Annotated in this window: 14 protein-coding genes; 7 read left to right on the top strand and 7 right to left on the bottom strand. The window is 43.2% G+C overall.

Features of this window, described 5'->3' with window-relative positions; all coding sequences use genetic code 11:
* Nucleotides 1-67: 67 nt before the first annotated feature.
* On the bottom strand, nucleotides 68-1,051 hold the full coding sequence (gene galE, locus KFV02_RS08920) for a UDP-glucose 4-epimerase GalE (RefSeq protein ID WP_252381200.1): 984 nt from the start codon (nucleotides 1,049-1,051) through the stop codon (nucleotides 68-70).
* Between the two features lie 223 nt (nucleotides 1,052-1,274).
* Between galE and KFV02_RS08925 the strand changes: the two genes are divergently transcribed.
* Nucleotides 1,275-4,181, top strand: coding sequence for an insulinase family protein (locus tag KFV02_RS08925; protein ID WP_252381201.1), 2,907 nt, complete (start codon nucleotides 1,275-1,277; stop codon nucleotides 4,179-4,181).
* 507 nt (nucleotides 4,182-4,688) lie between these two features.
* On the opposite strand, the gene KFV02_RS08930 is transcribed toward KFV02_RS08925, so the two are convergent.
* Nucleotides 4,689-5,975 (bottom strand): M23 family metallopeptidase, encoded by a 1,287-nt coding sequence (locus KFV02_RS08930; RefSeq protein WP_252381202.1) that lies wholly within the window; start codon nucleotides 5,973-5,975, stop codon nucleotides 4,689-4,691.
* Between the two features lie 338 nt (nucleotides 5,976-6,313).
* Between KFV02_RS08930 and hysB the strand changes: the two genes are divergently transcribed.
* The 5 genes from hysB to KFV02_RS08955 all read left to right on the top strand — a co-directional run bounded on the left by hysB (nucleotide 6,314) and on the right by KFV02_RS08955 (nucleotide 11,907).
* On the top strand, nucleotides 6,314-7,231 hold the full coding sequence (gene hysB / locus KFV02_RS08935) for a NiFeSe hydrogenase small subunit (protein WP_252381203.1): 918 nt from the start codon (nucleotides 6,314-6,316) through the stop codon (nucleotides 7,229-7,231).
* 161 nt (nucleotides 7,232-7,392) lie between these two features.
* Nucleotides 7,393-8,910 carry a NiFeSe hydrogenase large subunit HysA gene (gene hysA, locus KFV02_RS08940; RefSeq protein WP_252381204.1) on the top strand — a complete coding sequence of 506 codons (1,518 nt, stop codon included), beginning with the start codon at nucleotides 7,393-7,395 and terminating at the stop codon, nucleotides 8,908-8,910.
* A gap of 73 nt (nucleotides 8,911-8,983) precedes the next feature.
* Nucleotides 8,984-9,442, top strand: a complete 459-nt coding sequence (gene hysD / locus KFV02_RS08945; RefSeq protein ID WP_252381205.1) for a NiFeSe hydrogenase maturation protease — start codon at nucleotides 8,984-8,986, stop codon at nucleotides 9,440-9,442.
* A 531-nt stretch (nucleotides 9,443-9,973) separates the two neighbouring features.
* A complete protein-coding gene (locus KFV02_RS08950) occupies nucleotides 9,974-10,525 on the top strand; it encodes a glycine cleavage system transcriptional repressor (protein WP_252381206.1) in 552 nt (183 codons plus the stop codon).
* 11 nt (nucleotides 10,526-10,536) lie between these two features.
* Nucleotides 10,537-11,907 (top strand): PFL family protein, encoded by a 1,371-nt coding sequence (locus tag KFV02_RS08955; RefSeq protein ID WP_252381207.1) that lies wholly within the window; start codon nucleotides 10,537-10,539, stop codon nucleotides 11,905-11,907.
* A gap of 100 nt (nucleotides 11,908-12,007) precedes the next feature.
* Here KFV02_RS08955 and KFV02_RS08960 read toward each other — a convergent pair whose 3' ends face one another.
* The 5 genes from KFV02_RS08960 to KFV02_RS08980 all read right to left on the bottom strand — a co-directional run bounded on the left by KFV02_RS08960 (nucleotide 12,008) and on the right by KFV02_RS08980 (nucleotide 15,917).
* Nucleotides 12,008-12,466, bottom strand: coding sequence for a hypothetical protein (locus KFV02_RS08960; protein WP_252381208.1), 459 nt, complete (start codon nucleotides 12,464-12,466; stop codon nucleotides 12,008-12,010).
* Between the two features lie 223 nt (nucleotides 12,467-12,689).
* Nucleotides 12,690-13,025, bottom strand: a complete 336-nt coding sequence (locus KFV02_RS08965) for a hypothetical protein (protein ID WP_252381209.1) — start codon at nucleotides 13,023-13,025, stop codon at nucleotides 12,690-12,692.
* A gap of 81 nt (nucleotides 13,026-13,106) precedes the next feature.
* Nucleotides 13,107-14,420, bottom strand: coding sequence for a glutamyl-tRNA reductase (gene hemA / locus KFV02_RS08970; protein WP_252381210.1), 1,314 nt, complete (start codon nucleotides 14,418-14,420; stop codon nucleotides 13,107-13,109).
* Between the two features lie 11 nt (nucleotides 14,421-14,431).
* The gene (ccsA, locus tag KFV02_RS08975) at nucleotides 14,432-15,259 is read right to left on the bottom strand and encodes a cytochrome c biogenesis protein CcsA (protein ID WP_252381211.1); all 828 of its coding nucleotides are present in this window, start codon (nucleotides 15,257-15,259) and stop codon (nucleotides 14,432-14,434) included.
* A complete protein-coding gene (locus tag KFV02_RS08980; protein WP_252381212.1) occupies nucleotides 15,237-15,917 on the bottom strand; it encodes a precorrin-2 dehydrogenase/sirohydrochlorin ferrochelatase family protein in 681 nt (226 codons plus the stop codon). The genes ccsA and KFV02_RS08980 overlap by 23 nt, the downstream gene beginning before the upstream one ends.
* A 482-nt stretch (nucleotides 15,918-16,399) precedes the next feature.
* Here KFV02_RS08980 and KFV02_RS08985 point away from each other — a divergent pair, with 482 nt between their 5' ends.
* Entirely contained in the window at nucleotides 16,400-18,844 is a 2,445-nt protein-coding gene (locus KFV02_RS08985; RefSeq protein ID WP_252381213.1) for a diguanylate cyclase, read from the top strand.
* Nucleotides 18,845-19,016 lie beyond the last annotated feature (172 nt).

A 19,016-nucleotide genomic window follows, 5' to 3' on the forward strand; every position in this document is an offset into this window, starting at 1 on the left:
TTTTACATATTTTTTTCAATCCTGATTTCTCATCTGGTAGTCAAAATGGGGTTTGGCTACAGGCTTTTTAGCCTCTTAGCTTCTTCTCCCAATTATAGGCCGTGCGGACTATCTCTTCAATGTCGTCATATTTAGGCTTCCAGTTCATCTCATTCAGAAGTTTGCCCGGGTCAGCAACAAGTTGCGCAGGGTCACCCGGACGACGGCCTGTTTCAATTACCTTAAAATCAACACCGCTTACCTTTTTGACCGCATCAATGATTTCACGCACAGAGTATCCATGTCCATAGCCACAATTGTAAATTCCGGAAGGTTTTCCCTGCTCTAAAAACTTCAGGGCCAAAACATGAACATCAGCCAGATCAACCACATGAATATAATCCCTGATGCCTGTACCATCAGGTGTTGGATAATCAGTACCAAAAATGGATAAAGATTCTCGTAACCCCAGAGCGGCTTGACAGGCTACCTTGATTAAATGTGTGGCATCTGGCGTACTCTGCCCAATGCGGCCCAGAGGATCTGCCCCTGCTACATTAAAATAACGCAAGATGATGAAATTAAAATCAGGATGGGCAAAACTTGCATCCCTGATAACCCACTCACTCATGACTTTGCTACGACCATAAGGATTTATGGGCATAAGCGGACTTTGCTCGTTTACAGGCACTTTCTCCGGCATGCCATAGACAGCCGCTGTCGAAGAAAAAACAAAGTTAGGGATGTTGTTCTTAACGGCCAATGCAATAAGAGAAGTGGTATTAGAAGTGTTGTTTAAATAATATTTCAGGGGGTTTTCTACTGATTCCGGAACCACTATACTGGCGGCAAAGTGAATAATGGCCTGAAATTTTTCTTCGCGCATAAGCTTGTCTAATTTGTCTCTATCCTTTAAGTCCCCGACCACCAGCCGGGCTGGAGGCAGTACAGCATCGACCCGGCCAGTAGAGAGGTTATCATAAACAATTACCTCATATCCTGCTTGAGTTAGAGCAAGGCTTGTATGAGAGCCGATATATCCTGCTCCACCAGTAACGAGAATCTTACCCATGAGCTTGTCTCCAAACGAAAAATTTTTCTTTTATGCTTAATAGTTTTTGCAGGCAAAGACAAATGTTTTGCGTGACCTGTATCTGTATGGTAAACATATTAAAATTAGTGGGTGAGTGGGTGGATTTGTTTGCTGGATTGATAAATAGGGGGCCTTATATCCCTTTCCCATTAATCCACCAAACAAACCACTAGCCATAACCCCAAAAGTCAGGAGGTTATTAATGCATAAAAAATACGGCTTTGAACTTATTGAGGAAAGAGAAATTAAAGAGATTTCCTCAAAGGCCAAACTTTACAGACATAAAAAAACAGGGGCCAGGTTTTTATCCATATTAAATGAAGACGAAAACAAGACCTTTGGCATAACTTTCCGCACTCCACCAAAAGACAATACAGGGGTAGCCCATATTTTGGAGCACTCGGTCCTTTGTGGTTCCAGAAAGTACCCGGTTAAAGAACCCTTTGTAGAATTGCTAAAGGGTTCACTCCAGACCTTTCTAAATGCCATGACCTACCCGGATAAAACCTGTTATCCGGTGGCCAGCCAGAACTTGCGGGATTTTTATAATCTCGTTGATGTCTACCTGGACGCGGTATTTTTCCCCCGGATTTCCAAAGAAATTTTCGCCCAGGAAGGTTGGCATTATGAATTGCATAACCCGGATGAACCGCTAAGGTATAAGGGTGTAGTGTATAACGAAATGAAAGGGGCCTATTCTTCTGCTGATAACCTCCTGGCCGAATATGCTCAACAGTCCTTGTTTCCTGACACTCCCTACAGCCTGGATTCAGGTGGGAACCCAGAACACATCCCCGACCTTACCTATGAACAATTTAAAGAGTTTCATCGCCGTTACTATCATCCGTCCAATGCCTGGATATTTTTTTATGGCGATGACCAGGAAGAAATGCGTTTTAAGGCCTTAAGCAGCTATTTGGATCAGTTTGCCCCCCTGACCATTGACTCCAGGATTCCTGAACAAAAGGCGCTGAATTTAGAAAAAAAGATAAGAAAAGCTTACATGGCAAGTGAAGACAACTCCAAGGCCATGCTCACGATAAACTGGCTCTTGCCTACCACTTTTGATCCGGAGACAAACCTCTCCTTACGTATTTTAGACTATATCCTGATTGGTATGCCGGCCTCTCCTTTACGCAAAGCCCTTGTTGACTCTGGTTTAGGAGAGGACCTGGCAGGAGTGGGTCTGGAAACAGACCTTATGCATCTGTTTTACTCCACAGGTCTTAAAGGTGTGACCAGTGATAATTTGGACCGGGTCGAAGAGCTGATTTTTTCCACTTTAAAAAGCATAGTTGCCGAGGGATTAAGCAAAGATATTATTCAGGCAGCCGTTAATACAATAGAATTTGCTTTGCGCGAAAACAATACCGGATCCTTCCCTCGCGGACTGGCAGTCATGCTTCGGGCTTTGACAACCTGGCTTTATGGACAAAGTCCTTTTCTGCTGATGGAGTTTGAACCTGTTTTAGCGCGGATTAAGGACAAAATTAACAAAGGGCCGCTGTTTGAGCAACTAATTGATAAATATTTTCTACAAAACAAGCATCGAACAACCCTGGTTTTAGAGCCTGATAAAGACCTTGAAAAACAGCTCAGGGAAAAGGAGCATAAACGACTTTTACAGGTCAAAGAAAGCTTGAGTCCCCAGGAATTAGATAGAATCATTGAAGAAACGAAAAGGCTTGAACAAATGCAGGTTGCCCCGGATTCACCCGAAGCCCTGGCCACTATCCCCAGGTTAAAAAGAGATGACCTGGATAAAAAAATAAAGAAAATTCCCCTTGAGGAAGAAAACATAAATGGAATAAACGTACTCATTCATCCTTTGCCCACTTCCGGTATCTTTTACGTAGACCTCGGACTTAATATCCATCTTCTACCCCAGAAATACCTATCTTATGTTCCCCTGTTTGGCCGGGCGTTACTTGAGCTGGGTACCAGATTTGAAGACTTTGTATCGTTGACCACCAGGATTAGAAAAAAGACCGGGGGAATTTTTGCCCAGCCTTTGGCCTCTCAGATTCTGGGCGAACAGGATTGCACGGCCTGGCTCTTTTTGCGCGGCAAGACCCTGCCTGAAAACTTAAAAGAAATGTTAAACATATATAAAGATGTGCTTCTGGATCTAGCCCTCGATAACAGAGAGAGGTTTCGTCAGATCGTCCTGGAAGAAAAGGCCGGTATGGAGGAGAGTCTTGTTCCGCAAGGCCATCGTTATGTAGCCATGCGCCTAAAGGCCAGGTTTTCCGAAGCAGACTGGGCCATGGAGCATATGTCTGGTATAAGTTATCTTTTATTTTTGCGCTATTTACTGGACCAAATTGATAATAATTGGGACCAAGTACTGAGGACCCTTGAAGAAATTAAGTTCCTTCTTATACATAAAGGCGCGCTCCTTTTGAATGTGACCACGGAAAGCAGACTTTGGGAAAAGCACAGCCAGGACTTTCACGACTTTCTGACTTTATTTCCCAAACGATTCATTTCTGATAGTAAATGGCTTCCGGGTTCTCTATGCGACAATGAAGCAATGATCCTGCCTGCCCAGGTCAACTATGTTGGCCAGGCCGTAAATCTATTCGCCAATGACTATGCCTTCCATGGTTCTTCACTGGTCGGCACAAGATTTTTACGAACCGGCCTACTTTGGGAAAAAATCAGGGTCATGGGCGGAGCTTATGGTGCTTTCTGTTCTTTTGATCACTTAACAGGAGTGATGACCTTTGTCTCTTATCGCGACCCTAATGTACTAAACACCCTTGAAGTGTTTAACCAGGCTGGAGAGTTCTTATCCACAAATCCACTGCCAGAGGAAGAAATAGACAAGGCAATAATTGGTACCATCGGCGATATGGACAGCTATCAATTCCCTGACGCTAAAGGGTTTAGCTCTCTAATCAGGTACCTGACAAAAATTGATGACCAAGTAAGGCAAAAAATTAGAAACGAAGTCCTGGAAACAGACCGTGAGGACTTGCAAAGCTTTGGTTTAAGCCTTGATAAGGCCCGCTCAGAACGATTGATTTCTATCATGGGCAACAAGGCCAAACTAGAAGAGGCTCTCAAGGAAGGCCTAGATATTGCGAACGTGTTTAGTTTGCTTTAGAGACTGTCCACCCTATTTTAAGCGCTGATTGAAAGTCTTGGTTTCTGAAGTGCATTACAAACGGCTTGGGTAACCCATCTTAGTGAAGCTTGCGGAAAACAGAGCATCGGGATGAATGGGCTGAATATTTTGCGATACTGACCATAAATATCTATAGTTTAAATTGAACGATTTTTTTGCAGTTCAAACTTTGAGATTGCTTCGCTACACTTTGTTCCACTCGCAATGACAGGAGCGAGTTCGTCATTGCGAGGGCAGCGAAGCTGTCCGTGGCAATCTCATCACCCATTGAGTGAAAATAGCTAAACTTAGGTATAATTAAAAGACTATTCGTTTACCCAAAGTATCCCATTATGCTCTGTCCGCAAGCAAGCTCTAGATGGGTCCGAGTCTTTGTACCAGCATGAAAGAAACCAAGACCGAAATAAAACCTTGGAAATTAAGTTGATAAAAAGGTTTGGCAAGAGGCTCTTTAGCAACGGCAGGCCCATGGGCCTGCCGCTTACCTCATCTATCCAGAATATTATTCTTAAGCCAGTTTAAATCCCACCATTCAACCGGATTCACCGGTAGTCCGGAAATAACGATACCAAAATGGAGGTGATCTCCACCAGCCATGCCGGTTGAGCCGGTTCTCCCGATAATCTGTCCCTTGCGTACCGACTCTCCTTCCTGAACATCAATCTGACTTAAATGGGCATAAAGTGACTGCAAACCAAGGCCATGGTCAATAATGACTACCTGACCATAAATCCCTAAAAACCCGGCAAAAACAACCTTTCCGTTATTTGCTGCCGGAACCGGGGCTTGAGCCAGGGAGGCAAGATCAATGCCCAGATGGACCTGCTTGTCAATGAGCTGACCCTGATAATAATAACTTCGATGATCACCAAAAGAAGCCTTGCGGGCAGCATTTGGCTGGCGTAAAAACTGGCCGGTAAACAAAAAGTGATCAGCTGTTTTCAGGCCGATTTTACGGAGTTCCTGGCGGTTTTTGGCCCGAAGATCCTGGTTTACTCTCAAAAATAGGTGCAACAAGTCCTTTTCTTCCGGGAAAATGGACTGAAATTGAGGCATCTTGGCCTTTAGAAACCTGTCGCTGATATTGATTTTATCATGCCGAAATTTTCTCTTGTTTAGGTGATAATAAAAACCTGACTTGGCCTTATTTTCTGCCAGATCAAGAGCCGTAATCGTAGGCATATCCTCCCCAGGCCGTGCATCATATGGATAGGCAAACAGACAATAATAAAGACCGTTTTTTTGTTTGTATGCTGGAAAAAAATATTTTCCTACCTCAACTCCCGTCTGGGTAACATCCTCGGAAACCTTGTATACAACAAGCCCTGCACCGCCCTGGGACAAATTGTGTTTTTTGCTGACCAGTGAAATGAGCGGCGCTTTAGTGTCATAAACCATTTTTTTTACATAAAGACTGGTGTTGCCCTTGCCCCAATTATTCCATGACCTATCAGTACAAATTATCAGCAACTCAAAAGGCCCCTGTTTAAGTTTCGGGAGCTTAAACTCACCGGACCAGGTCATGGTCTTGGCCGGAAAGACCTGTTCGAGGACAGTGATTCTCTTCATGTTCTGCTTTAAAATCACCCGCAGTTGCTTTAAACCCAATCCCTCATCTTTAGCTACTACTTGAAAAGTTTTTTGAGCATTAGTGTAGATTAGGTCCGGAGAAACATTAATAATGGGTTTCTTCCTCTCGCCAAAGACAAAATAAACCAAACCGAGACCTACACAGATTAAGATTATAAATAAAATATATATCTTTTTTTTCATAACTCCTCCATGGCCAGAATTTCTGGCTACCTTACCCGACCTAGCCAATAAACTCAATGTCCTCAGCTCTCATCACTCACTCCACCCCCTCAAGGTATTACCTTTTGTAAAAAGATAATCTTGGAAAAATACAATTCTAAAATAGTTATGCTTTTATTTAATTTTTATTGCTAATTATAAAAATTTTTGATTAAAATAAGCTAAATGTATAGCTAATATTCGCCCGATATTTGAATAAAGTTACATATTGGTATGTGAATTGGTAGGTCAGTATGTTTACAATTTTTTTGTAGTACTTACTAACCTACTCAAATTAACCTAATTGTAGGAGGAGGGGTATGAGTTTAACCAGACGTGAATTTGTCAAATTGTGCACCGGCACAGTTGCTGGCCTTGGGATTTCCCAGATGTTCCATCCAGCTCTTGTTCGAGCAATGGAAGAGGCAGCAAAGAAGACACCGGTGATCTGGGTCCAGGGCCAGGGATGCACAGGGTGTTCCGTATCGCTTTTAAATACAGTGCATCCAAGCATCAAAGAAGTTTTGTTAAATATTATCAGCCTGGAGTTCCACCCCACAATCATGGGCTCCGAAGGAGAAATGGCTCTTGAGCACATGTATGAAGTGGCTGAAAAGTTTGCGGGCAAGTTCTTCCTGGCTGTAGAAGGAGCTATCCCTAAAGCAGCAAACGGCAAGTACTGTATTGTGGGCGAAATGCATCATAGAGAAATCACCATGCTCGAACTGACTGAGGAGCTTGGTCAAAAAGCCGCGGCCGTGCTGGCTCTTGGCGCCTGTGCATGTTTTGATGCCGGCATTCCCGGCGCAGAGGGTAACTTGACCCAGGCCAGTTCAGTCCAGACTATATTCGATGAGAAGGGTATCAAGACTCCTGTTGTAAATATTCCCGGATGTCCGCCCCATCCTGACTGGATGGTCGGAACCATTGCGCATGCTCTCATGCACGGCATTCCCGAATTGGATGATAATGGCCGGCCAACCATGTTTTATGGAGAAAACATCCATGAAAATTGTCCTTACCTGAAATATGCCGACGATGGAGTAATGTGTGAGACATTTACACAAAAGGAAGGCTGCCGCATGGAGCTGGGTTGTAAAGGGCCAAATGCCAATGCTGACTGCTTCAAGAGAAAATGGAATAACGGCATAAACTGGTGTGTAGAGAACGCTATTTGTATTGGATGTGTTGAACCTGGCTTCCCTGATGAGATGTCTCCATTTTATGAGGGCATGTAACTTATTTTAAAGTTTAAAGTGTGGGGAAATGAACCTTATAGAGGAAACACATGTTATCTTTAACTTTCGAGATTTAAACTTTTCCTCAAAACGAGCTTAAATCAACTCTGGAACCAAACTTCACACTCTAAACTTAAATTAAATATCGAGGAGGATAAATTATGTCTGGATGCAGAGCAAAGCAGGCGCCTATGGCGGCTGGCGCTCCAGGAAAGAAAATAAAAATTGCGGTAGATCCAGTGACCAGAATCGAGGGTCACCTGAAAGTCGAGGTAGAAGTAAAGGACGGCAAAGTAGTAGATGCCCGCTGTTTTGGCGGCATGTTTCGCGGCTTTGAAAACATCCTGAAAGGCCGTGATCCCAGGGATTCCTCCCAGATTGTGCAAAGAATCTGCGGTGTTTGCCCTACTGCCCATGCCACGGCCTCGGTGCTCGCACAGGACAAGGCCTTTGGCGTCAAAGTAACCACCAATGGAAGGATTGTGCGCAATCTCATTTTTGGCGCCAACTATTTGCAATCTCATATTCTGCATTTTTACCATCTGGCTGCCCTTGACTATGTCAATGGCCCTGATGTTGCTCCTTTTGTGCCTCGGTACAAAAATAATGATGTCAGAGTAGATGCCAAAACAAACCAGATCGGGGTTGATCAATACTTGAAAGCTCTGGAAATCAGACGGATCTGCCACGAGATGGTAGCCATGTTTGGGGGCAAGATGCCTCATGTCCAGGGCTTGGTTGTTGGCGGTACTACAGAGATTCCAACCGCAGAAAAAATCAAGCACTTTGCTGCCAACTTCAAGAAAGTCAAAGAGTTCATCGAAAAAGAATACCTGCCTTTGGTTTATGCCTTGGGTTCTGTTTATCCGGATCTACTGGAAACAGGCACAGGCTGGAAAAATGTAATCTCTTATGGCGTATTCCCATTAAATGATGAAGAAACAGAGTTCCTGCTCAAACCCGGCGTCTATACCAATGGCAAAGACGCCCCATTGGATCCTGCTAAAATCAAAGAATACGTCAAATACTCCTGGTTTGACGATTCAACTACAGGCTTGCATCCCAGCGAAGGTAAAACCGTGCCCGCTCCGGAGAAAGCGACTGCCTACAGTTTTGTTAAGGCTCCACGTTACAACGATATACCCCACGAAGTTGGCCCATTGGCCAGAATGTGGATTACCAATCCCGAACTAAGCCCTGTTGCCAGGAAAGCTGGCTTTAAGAGAATGCGCGATTTCGGCGACAAGGCATTCTCCATACTGGGTCGTCACATTGCTCGTGCCGAAGAGGCATTGCTGGTGGCTCAGGCAGTTGAACAGTGGCTTGCCGAAGTAAAACCCGGAGCTGAAACTTATGTGCCCTCTGAGGTACCAGAACAAGGCGAAGGCATGGGACTTACAGAGGCCCCACGCGGCAGCTTGCTTCACTACCTGAAAGTTAAAGATTCGGTAATAGATAACTACCAGATCGTCTCTGCAACCCTGTGGAATGCTTCTCCCATGGATGACATGAATCAAAGGGGTCCCATTGAACAGGCCTTGATTGGCGTTCCTGTTCCGGATCCCAAAAATCCAGTCAATGTCGGGCGCTTGATCCGCGCCTTTGACCCGTGACTGGGCTGTGCCGTGCACGTGCTGCACGCTGAGACTGGTGAGGAGCAGGTTGTACATATAGATTAATCCGGATAAAAAATTGACGTGACAACAAAGGGCCGTTAGAAATAAACGGCCCTTTATTTTTGGATAGCAGCTTATGAAAAAATTACTGGTATTAGGCGTTGGCAATATTTTACTTATGGACGAAGGCGTGGGCGTATACGCGGTTCAGGAGCTTGGCAAGGAAGACTGGCCTGACGGGGTTGACTTTCTCGACGGCGGCACCTTTACCCAGGATCTTTTTTATCTCTTTGAAAAATATGACCATGTGCTGGTCCTTGATGCTGTCCGTGGCGGCCAGGAGCCAGGAACTATCTATCGGCTAAAGGAAAAGGATTTGATTGAAAATAAAGATCAATCTTTGTCCTTGCACGATATTGACCTGTTGGACTCCCTGAAAATGGCCGAGCTTCTGGGCAAAAGACCAGATCTGACTGTAATTGGTATTGAGCCTGAAAAGCTCGACTGGAACATGGAGCTGACTCCAACTTTAAAAGAAGCCTTCCCCAAATTTTTACAGGTCATTCGCCAGGAGATACATAAAATTCTGGAGTAACTGCTCTTTTAGTTCCTGTGGCCAAACCCTATTTTAACCGCTGATTGAAAGTCTTGGTTTCTGAAATGCATTACAAACGGCTTGGGTAACCCAATCTTAATGAAGCTTGCTTAAAAAACAGAGCATCGGGGAGACAAAGCTAAGTATCCGGGACTACTTGCCATGAGTATCTATAGTTTAATTTTAACGATTTTTTTGCAGTTCAAACTTTGAGATTGCTTCGTCGCCTCGCTCACGCTCGCTCCTCGCAATGACAGGAGCGAGTTCGTCATTGCGAGGGCAGCGAAGCTGTCCGTGGCAATCTCACCCATTGAGTGAAAATCGCTCAACTTAGGTATAATTAAAAGAATATTTGTTTACCCAAAACACCCCATTATGCTCTGTCCGCAAGCAAATTTTAGATGGATCCAAGTCTTTGTACCAGCATGAAAGAAACCAAGACAGGAATGAACAATAGCAATTGAATTGATAAAGAGGTTTGGCCACAGGCTCTTTTAGAAGTCAAAAAGACAGGAAGACGTGGAGATAATAATGCAAAAATTTGCCCTGTCAGTACTTGGCCAGGATCGGCCAGGGATCGTTGCCAAGGTTGCGGAGATACTTGCCGATTTTGGCTGTAATATTGAAGATCTGTCACAGACAATATTGCAGTGGGAGTTCGCTGCCATTTATATCTTCAGCAAGCCTGACCAGGTCGATCCCGAAGATATTTTACATACTCTTGAACAGGCCTTAAACCCATGGGGACTGACAGTTATATTAAAACCAGCCGACAAGCCAAATAAATGGATAGATGAGCCGGCTGACCCTTTTGTGGTTACCGCCATAGGGCAGGATAAAGTGGGCCAGATAGCCAAACTTACGGGAATTATGCGCGATTTTGGATGCAATATCACGGGACTTAAGGCCATAAATCATAGTCAAACTTTTCCTGACAAGATGGTCATGGTTTTTGAGATCGCGGTTCCTTTAAGTACAAATTTTAAACAGTTACGAGATGAACTGGAGCAAGCAGCCCATAGCGTTGGCTTAAAATTTACTATTCAACATCGGGATATTTTTGAAAATATTCACCGGATTTAGCGAGGTAGGCCATGCTTTCAGAACGTGAGGTTCTTTCTACTTTCGAGATGATCAAAAATGAACATCTGGATGTGCGCACCGTGACACTTGGCATTTCTCTCTTTGATTGTGCCTCTGATGATTTATCTAAATTCTTTGACAAGATCTATACTAGGATAGTTTCCACTGCAAAAGATTTAGTCCGTGTTTGTGATGAAGTAGGTGATAAGTATGGCATACCAGTGGTGAATAAGCGTATCGCCATTAGTCCCATGGCTATTGTCGCCGCACCTTTTGATTCAGAACAAATGGTTGAAATAGCCAGGACTCTGGATAAGGCAGCCAGGGAGGTCCAAATTGATTTCATCGGTGGATTTTCAGCCCTGGTGGAAAAGGGCATGGCTACTGGCGATTTGTCCTTGATAGAAGCTATCCCGGAAGCCCTGACCCAGACTGAACGAGTCTGTGCTTCAGTTAACGTGGCTTCCACCAAGGCCGGCATAAATATGGACGGAGTTTATTTGATGGGCAAAACCATCAAGGAAGCCGCGCATTTAACACGCGACAGAGATGGCCTGGCCTGTGCCAAATTGTGTGTTTTCGCCAATATCCCCCAGGATATTCCCTTTATGGCCGGGGCCTATTTGGGAGTGGGCGAGCCAGGAGCCGTGATCAATGTCGGCGTCAGCGGTCCCGGGGTAGTCAAAAAGGCCATTGACCGGACACTGGAGGCCAATCCGGAAGCAGACTTGGGAATGCTTTCAGAAACAATCAAGAAAACGGCTTTTAAAGTCACTAAAATCGGAGAACTCATTGGTCGGGAAGTAGCCAAAAAAGTAGGCGTTCAATTTGGCATTGTTGACCTTTCCTTGGCCCCTACCCCCAATGTTGGTGACAGTGTAGGCGAAATTTTTCAGTCTCTGGGCCTGGACAGTATCGGAGTACCGGGAAGTACGGCTATTCTGGCCATGCTCAATGATGCGGTGAAAAAGGGCGGCTCCTTTGCCAGCTCATATGTGGGTGGTTTAAGCGGGGCCTTTATTCCCGTCAGTGAAGATTTAAACATTGCCAATGCAGCAAGGGATGGTTTCCTGAATCTGGAAAAGCTGGAGGCCATGACTTCTGTCTGCTCCGTAGGCCTGGATATGGTGGCTGTGCCCGGGGATACCTCAGCCGAGACCCTGGCCGCTATAATCGCGGATGAAATGGCTATCGGTGTAATCAACAGAAAAACAACAGCTACCAGGATTATCCCGGTGCCCGGAAAGAAGGCAGGAGATAAAGCCTACTTTGGAGGGCTATTAGGTGAAGCCACAATTATGCCTGTGCGCGAAGGCTTCTCTGAAAAATTTATTCGTCTGGGCGGACTTATTCCTGCGCCACTACAAAGTCTGAATAATTGAAGTTGAGAAGATAAGAGGATGGGAAGATAGGAAGAAATAGAGGTTGCCTTTCCACCCTAATTTCTTAAATCCCTAACTTCCCATCTTCGCACCTAAAAAATTATTGAGCAGAGCCAAGCTCGACCTGAACCTGCTGCAGTAATTCTTTAGCCTGCATCAGCTTTGCGCTCTGTTCCTCGGTGGATACTTGCGAGCTTAAATAAGCTGCCTTCTGAGACATTTCCTGTAAAATATTGGAGAGAAGCATATTCTTGGTCATTTGTGGCAAATTTTCCAAAGTAGCAATCTTTTGCTCCATGCTCAGCATTTTACTGTCCAGACTCTGAACATCCCCTTTCAAGCTGGAAAGTTCCTCTACCTTGGCCGAAAGTCCGGAAAGATTCTGGTTCAGGCCAAAAAAGAAGACCACCAGGAGCAGGACACAAAGAATCGAAATAATCATGGCCACTTTTCCCATATCCTTGCGGGAATTGGCAATGATATCCTTGGCAAATTGCTGCTTATTATCCCCTGTCTGTTCCTCATGCCTTAATGGAGTAACCTTTTCTTGTGCTTGCATTAGAATAACCTCCCTTGTTCAATTATAAGCTTAGAGTTTGAAGAGGTGTAAGTTCCTTGTTAAAAGCTAATACGACAATGACCAGTGATATGTTTATCCGCTTTTGGGAAAAAAATATCAATTTAACAGTTCAATGGCAAGACTGAGTTTTGAGATTTAATCTTACCCGGTGAGGTCTGGCTCGCCTGGTATTTTCCTTACCTTCTTACCATCTCGCCCAAATTTAGACGGGAATATCTTGATTTTTTAACATATCATCAAGGAGTTCTATCATTTTCTCTCTTTGTGCTGGCGTGGCATAGGTAATACACTCACAGCGAATTTTGCCCCTGGCCCGCACTAAAAGTTCCAGTTTAAGCCAATTTTTTCCTGTTTCCAACGCCAGATAATATGGACCGCAGTCCTTAAGATGATCAGATTGTCTCTCGCTTAACGTATCAACAGGTAATGGCAGCCAGAAAATATCATCTATGGGGCCTTGGTAGCCTTGCTCTCTAAGATACTGCTCAAATTTTTTAATATGATCCTGGTTTATTTCTTCAATATAATATGAACGCATGATTTTCTCCTCCTTACTTCACCGCTTCCCTTTGCTAACTACTATTATATTGTCTTCTCTCCGTTTTACCCTTTCCCCTCTTCATCGTTTCCTGTCCTTGTGTGCATTTTCGGGTATATGCTCGTTATCCAGATTAAACATTCGTCTGGTTAAATCTATGAACTTTTGCGCATTTTCCTCCTCGCGAGTTCGTCTTTTTAAGAACATAATCGGTTCATGATAAAGTTTTTTCACCAAAGACTGGGCCAACGTTTCCATAGCTAAATAGGTCTTCTCATCAACATCCTGCTTTAAGCCACGCAGTGTTCTTTTGAGCTCTCTCTGGGCGATGGTTTCTCCCTTGGCCAATAAATCCACTATGGTAGGATTCAAATCCAGGGACTTAAGCCACTGGGCGAACTTGTCTACTTCCTGCTTAATGATCATCCTGGCCTTTTCAGCCTCTGCCTTCCTATTGGCCAGGTTTTCTTCCACAACCTCTTTTAAGTCATCAATATCGTAGAGATAGACATTGTCCAAAAGGTTGACGTCAGGATCAATGTCTCGGGGCACAGCAATATCAATAAAAAAAATAGGCCTGTGTTTTCTCTTTTTAAGGATCTTTTTTAAATCCCTGGCCTGAATAATAGTTGAAGGAGCGCCGGTTGAACTTATAACGATATCCACTGTAAGCAGGTTGTCCTGGAGATCATCTAGACACGCTGCCTTACCCTGAAACTTGCAGGCCAATTCTTGAGCTCGTTCCAGGGTCCTGTTGACCACCAAAATTTCCTGCACACCACTGTTTAACAGATGTATGGCTGCCAATTCAGCCATTTCCCCGGCGCCTACGAGCATGGCCCGATGTTTGGACAAGTCACCAAATATCCTTTTAGCAAGTTCCACCGCCGCATAGCTTATGGATACGGCATTGGCAGCCACTGCTGTTTCTGTGCACACTCTCTTGGCCACAGAAAAGGATTTGTGCAAAAGCCGGTTGATGATTACTTTGACTGTTTGTTCTTTTACTGCTTTTCGGTAGGCATCTTTAAGCTGCCCCAAGATTTGGGGCTCTCCTAGAACCATAGAGTCCAGGCTGGAGGCCACGGTAAACAGGTGCTCTACCGCTCCCAAGTCTTGATAAAAATACATATTTTTTTTCAACAGATTAATATCCGCAGCACAAAATCCAGCCCAGGTATTTAAGACTTTATTTTCCACATCTTCTTGCGCAGCACTTCCAACACAAAGGATTTCAACCCGGTTGCAAGTGGACAAAACCAGTGCCTCGGTTATGGGACCGTCCTGGCTTATTAAACCCTCTTTTAAGGGATTGAAGTTGGTCAGAGCAAATTTCTCCCGCACCTCAACACTGGCTGTGCGGTGATTTAAACCAAACAAATATATTTTCTGCATCGCTTCGCTATTTATGGTTTAAAACTGTGATGAGTTGGAATTAAAAAATTAACTCCGAGCATGGAGATTACAGTCAGGACAAAAATAATAATGGCCAGTTTGGCCGGTTTTCTTCCTTTCCAACCCAGGGCAAGGCGTTGATGAAAAAGATAAGCATATAATAGCCAGATGATAATGGCCAAAATTTCCTTTGGATCCCAGGTAAATATTTTTTTCCAGGTAAAGGCAGCCCAGATAAATCCTGACAAAGTTCCCACAGTAAAGAGGGGAAATCCCCAGGTCACTGCCAGGTGATTGGCGCGGTCAAAGGCAGTCAAGGAAGGCAAATCCTTGGAAAAAGAAGAAAGTCTGGATTTGGTTTTAATCTTTTTTTCTAAATATAAATAAGCAATTCCGGCTCCAAAAGCCATAGCCAAAAACCCCATGCTAATAAATAACGTGCCTATGTGCAGGGCAAACCAGAGGCCACTTAGCCGTGGAGGGATTGGGATGACTTTCGGGGAAATAGCCAAAGAAGATGAAAAAAGTATTAAAGCCAGAGGGGCAGCAATTAGAGATAAAAATTTTAATTTTAGTCTAAACCAGAGTAAGAAAAAAACCAGCAAAAAGGCCCAGGCTAATAAACTAAAATAGAACTGGCTCTGGACGAGGGTCTCCTTAAAATAAAAAAAATATTGCAAACCAAGGTCTATACTATGCAGGCCAAAACCTGCTACGGTCAGATAGTTGCCTAGACTTTGCAGTTTTTTTTGCCGGAAGAGAAAACCGGCCAAGACCTGTATCGCAGCTACAAAGTAAAGCAGTGCAATACCTAAGTCAAAAATTCTTAGAGATATCATCAATCAGTCCTCCTATATGCATATGGAGGTTTGGAGGCAAAATTTTCTTCAAAACTTTTTCTACTTTCCCCAGTTCCTTTAATTTTAAGGCATCTAAAAGCTCAGAGGAAGTTAGTTGGCGAAAAATACTCGCATTTTCTTGTTGCTCAAGACCAAGAGACAGAACCAAAGGTCTAATCTTAGACATAAGCCTGGTCAATAAAAAGTATTCGGGACCGAAGACTTGCTCTAGGTCCTGACGGATCTTCCTGGCCAGTGCCGGGCTATGCCCGCCAGTGGATATGGCCAGACATAGATCACCTTGAGTAAAGATAGAAGGAAGAATAAAGTCGCCCTGTTCAGGGGCGTTGGCTACATTGCAAAAAATATTTCTTTTTTTACATTCAGAGGCAATAGTCTGGTTTAGTTCTTTATCGTTGGTACAGACAAAAACCAGGCTGACCTCGTTTAAATCGCTGGGCTGAAAATTATTTCTTTTAAATTCAAGGCGAGGATGGGAAGATAAATCCTCAGGCAAACAGTTGTAGGGATCAAGAACAAAAATCTTTTTTGCCCCGCAATTAAGCAAGGTCCTGATTTTTCGCCGACCAACCTTACCGGCGCCAATCACCAGGCAAGTCTTGTCCTTGAGGTCTAAAAAAATTGGATAATAGCGCATCAAAAAAAGTTAAAGTTTAAGCTGTAAAGTTCACCCAAAGCATGTTTCGGGGCTCGATTTTGTACTGAACTTCAAAACAAGTCTACAGGTTTAATAAAAAACGGTAAAGGGTTTGCGGTTAATAAAATTTAAACGGTAAGTGGACAAACGCTATGAATTATCTGAGACCTGCATCTTAAATCTTTCCTTGAACAAGCCCCTATGAGCAAAGCTCAAGGAAAGAACCCCATTGACTAGACTTATTAAGTAAATGTTAACTCTTATTTGACATAAAAAATACAAGGAAATTTCGATATTTGTCAAAGATGTTGCCTCCAAACGCTAAAAAAAGTTAATAAAGTCTGTTTGCTTCAAAAAAAATTAACGTTTTTGAACAAAAAAATGTTGTCTTTCACCAAAAAAATTATCAAAGGGGGGTTGAATTAGCCTGTAATTTTTCCTATGCTAAATTCTATTATACTGTCTAACAACATAGGTGGGCTATGATAAAAATAAATGATTTCAAAAGTAAGAAGGACAAAAAAATTCAGAAGATAAAATTTTCTTTGTCCAAAATTCTTAACCCAGAAGAATGGAGCCTTAACGGAAGATTTCTATACCTACCTACAATTTTGTTAATTTTATGCCTAACTGTCAGCATGCTTTACTTTACAAACACCCTTACGAGACACTTAGGCAGCAATATAGAAAATCAATTAAAGCTTATTACCTCCGGGATACAAGATGAGATAAACAAGGGGGCCAGGTTTGCCCAAACCCAGGCATTTTCGCTCTCACTAAACCCTGAAATTCAAAAAGCACTTGAAACCCAGGACCGTGACCTTTTAAAAAAGATTGTCCTTCCATACCTTGACCGTATGCGCGTTGTTTCTGGTTACACATCTTTATCCTATCATTTTATGATTCCTCCTGCTGTCAGCTTTTTAAATACACAAGATTTAAATGTAAAAGGTACGGACTTATCCGGAGAAAAACCATTAGCGTCCAGGGCAGGAGAAGAATTACGCATGCTCTGGGAGATAGTTCCGGGACACCATGGGCTTAATATTCAGGTAGTGTGTCCGATAACTAGTGCCGACTCCTTGCTCGGCATTGTTGAAGTAAGTCTGAATGTTCAAGAAATTGTCACCAACATACAACTGCCAAAGGGTATTGGAATTGCTACTTTTGTTGACAAAAGTTTAAAATCGACTCTCGAGCCAGACATAAATTTTACAGAAGGAAAAAAATGGATCTATTTTCAAAAAGAAAGTTATCGCAAAATACTTTTTGATTTAGACGCAGATATTAATTTCCTTTCTATAAATAAAAAAGGGCAAATATATTATTCCATAATCCCCGTAAAAAACAACAGTGGCAATATCATAGGAGGGATTTCCATAAATTATGACGCCAAACTAAACCAAAAAGAAAACGAAAATGCAATCTTCTATTTCTTTAACATATTATTCTTACCTTTTCTAGCTATCATATCAGCCCTTTACTTGAACATTAAAAGAATTAAGATTTTCTTTGCTAGACTAAGAAAAATGATTATTGCATCACATACCAATGACTTTGCGGATAGATTTGAAACTGATCATATACACTGTCTAGAAGTATTGCATTGTAACCACGAAGAATGTCCCGTTCACAAAAATCCATCACTGGTCTGTTATCTGGAGACAGGCTCGGAGGCTATTTCTCCGGAATGGAGAAATAGCTGTGTGTTCTTAAATAAATATGGTTCTTGTCTGAATTGTCCTGTCTATGTACTGCGCAAAGGAGATGAACTTACAGAAATGCGCAATGTTGTTAACACCATGATGCGCTTATGGAAGACATTCCTTAGCCGCATTGGTCAACTTCTTGACGAGGTCTTGCGCACCAAAGAAAACTCAAGGCGGATCCTATCCCTTGACGAGGTATCTTCACGACTAGAGCAAATGGCAAAGCTCACCTCGTTTAGCAGAGACATCAAAGGTGTGTACAGTAAAGACGAAGTCTATGAGCAGTTAAAATACGTCTCTGAAAACACCTTTCACATGAGCCGATTTGTGATCTTTGAAGTTAACTCCAGTGACAACCGCATGATTCCAGTTTTGGACAATGTTCCTTCTGAACCACTTTGTAAACGTGACATCCTTCTCTCCCCGGAACTGTGTAGAGCTAAAAGAATGACCGAAGAGATCTGTTCAAAAAACAATCCTGCTCTTTGTCCTTTCTTTAACTGTGATCAGACCAAATATTATCGTTGCTGTTTGCCCTTGGTTATGGGTGGACAAGTCGGGGCAGTGATTTCTTTTCTGATCCCCAAGTCAGAATGGGATACACGCAGTGAACAACTCGTTATCATTAGGAAGTATCTGGATGAAACAGCCCCTGTCCTTGCATCACTCAGACTTTTGGAAATGTCCAAAGAGCAAGCCTTGCGCGATCCTTTAACTCGCTCACACAATCGAAGATTTCTAGAGGAATATATCGCGCAATTTGAACCTTTATCAAAAAGGGAAGAAAAAAATGTTGGATTTTTGATGGTAGATCTGGACTATTTTAAGCAGGTTAATGATAAGTATGGACATCAGGCAGGCGATGCAGTCCTCAAACAACTGGTAGAAATAATGAAGAAGAATATCCGTAGTTCCGACTTGCTTGTTCGTTATGGAGGAGAAGAGTTCTTAGTGCTTTTACCGCAAGTGGAACCGAATATGTCAGAAAAGGTGGCGGAAAAAATCCGGTCCAGTGTTGAACAGTATAAATTCGAGCTACCCAGAGGCCAGAAAATAAATAAGACCGTCAGCATCGGGGTTGCTGAGTACCCCAACGATGCCGATACGCTCTATAAAGCCATCAAATTCGCCGATGTGGCTCTGTACGAGGCCAAAAACCAGGGCAGAAACAGGGTGGTAAGATTTCAGAAAGAGATGTGGTTAGACGACCAATACTAGATAGATTCAGTGGCCAAACCCCATTTTGACTACCAGGTTAGAAATCCTGGTTTCTTGAATGCATTGCAAGGGGGTGGGTAAACCATCTTGGCGAAGCTTGCGGATAAGCAGAGCATCGGGGTGACAAAGCTAAATATCCGGGACTATTTACCAATAACTATCGACAATAAAA

It is taken from the genome of Desulfovulcanus ferrireducens, from assembly GCF_018704065.1.
GTDB classification, from domain to species: domain Bacteria; phylum Desulfobacterota; class Desulfovibrionia; order Desulfovibrionales; family Desulfonatronovibrionaceae; genus Desulfovulcanus; species Desulfovulcanus ferrireducens.

What these genes read in the sequence shown, in the direction of transcription:
- galE (WP_252381200.1), bottom strand. Translation starts at nt 1,051, where the DNA reads ATGGGTAAGATTCTCGTTACTGGTGGAGCAGGATATATCGGCTCTCAT.
- KFV02_RS08925 (WP_252381201.1), top strand. Translation starts at nt 1,275, where the DNA reads ATGCATAAAAAATACGGCTTTGAACTTATTGAGGAAAGAGAAATTAAA.
- KFV02_RS08930 (WP_252381202.1), bottom strand. Translation starts at nt 5,975, where the DNA reads ATGAAAAAAAAGATATATATTTTATTTATAATCTTAATCTGTGTAGGT.
- hysB (WP_252381203.1), top strand. Translation starts at nt 6,314, where the DNA reads ATGAGTTTAACCAGACGTGAATTTGTCAAATTGTGCACCGGCACAGTT.
- hysD (WP_252381205.1), top strand. Translation starts at nt 8,984, where the DNA reads ATGAAAAAATTACTGGTATTAGGCGTTGGCAATATTTTACTTATGGAC.
- KFV02_RS08950 (WP_252381206.1), top strand. Translation starts at nt 9,974, where the DNA reads ATGCAAAAATTTGCCCTGTCAGTACTTGGCCAGGATCGGCCAGGGATC.
- KFV02_RS08955 (WP_252381207.1), top strand. Translation starts at nt 10,537, where the DNA reads ATGCTTTCAGAACGTGAGGTTCTTTCTACTTTCGAGATGATCAAAAAT.
- KFV02_RS08960 (WP_252381208.1), bottom strand. Translation starts at nt 12,466, where the DNA reads ATGCAAGCACAAGAAAAGGTTACTCCATTAAGGCATGAGGAACAGACA.
- KFV02_RS08965 (WP_252381209.1), bottom strand. Translation starts at nt 13,025, where the DNA reads ATGCGTTCATATTATATTGAAGAAATAAACCAGGATCATATTAAAAAA.
- hemA (WP_252381210.1), bottom strand. Translation starts at nt 14,420, where the DNA reads ATGCAGAAAATATATTTGTTTGGTTTAAATCACCGCACAGCCAGTGTT.
- ccsA (WP_252381211.1), bottom strand. Translation starts at nt 15,259, where the DNA reads ATGATATCTCTAAGAATTTTTGACTTAGGTATTGCACTGCTTTACTTT.
- KFV02_RS08980 (WP_252381212.1), bottom strand. Translation starts at nt 15,917, where the DNA reads ATGCGCTATTATCCAATTTTTTTAGACCTCAAGGACAAGACTTGCCTG.
- KFV02_RS08985 (WP_252381213.1), top strand. Translation starts at nt 16,400, where the DNA reads ATGATAAAAATAAATGATTTCAAAAGTAAGAAGGACAAAAAAATTCAG.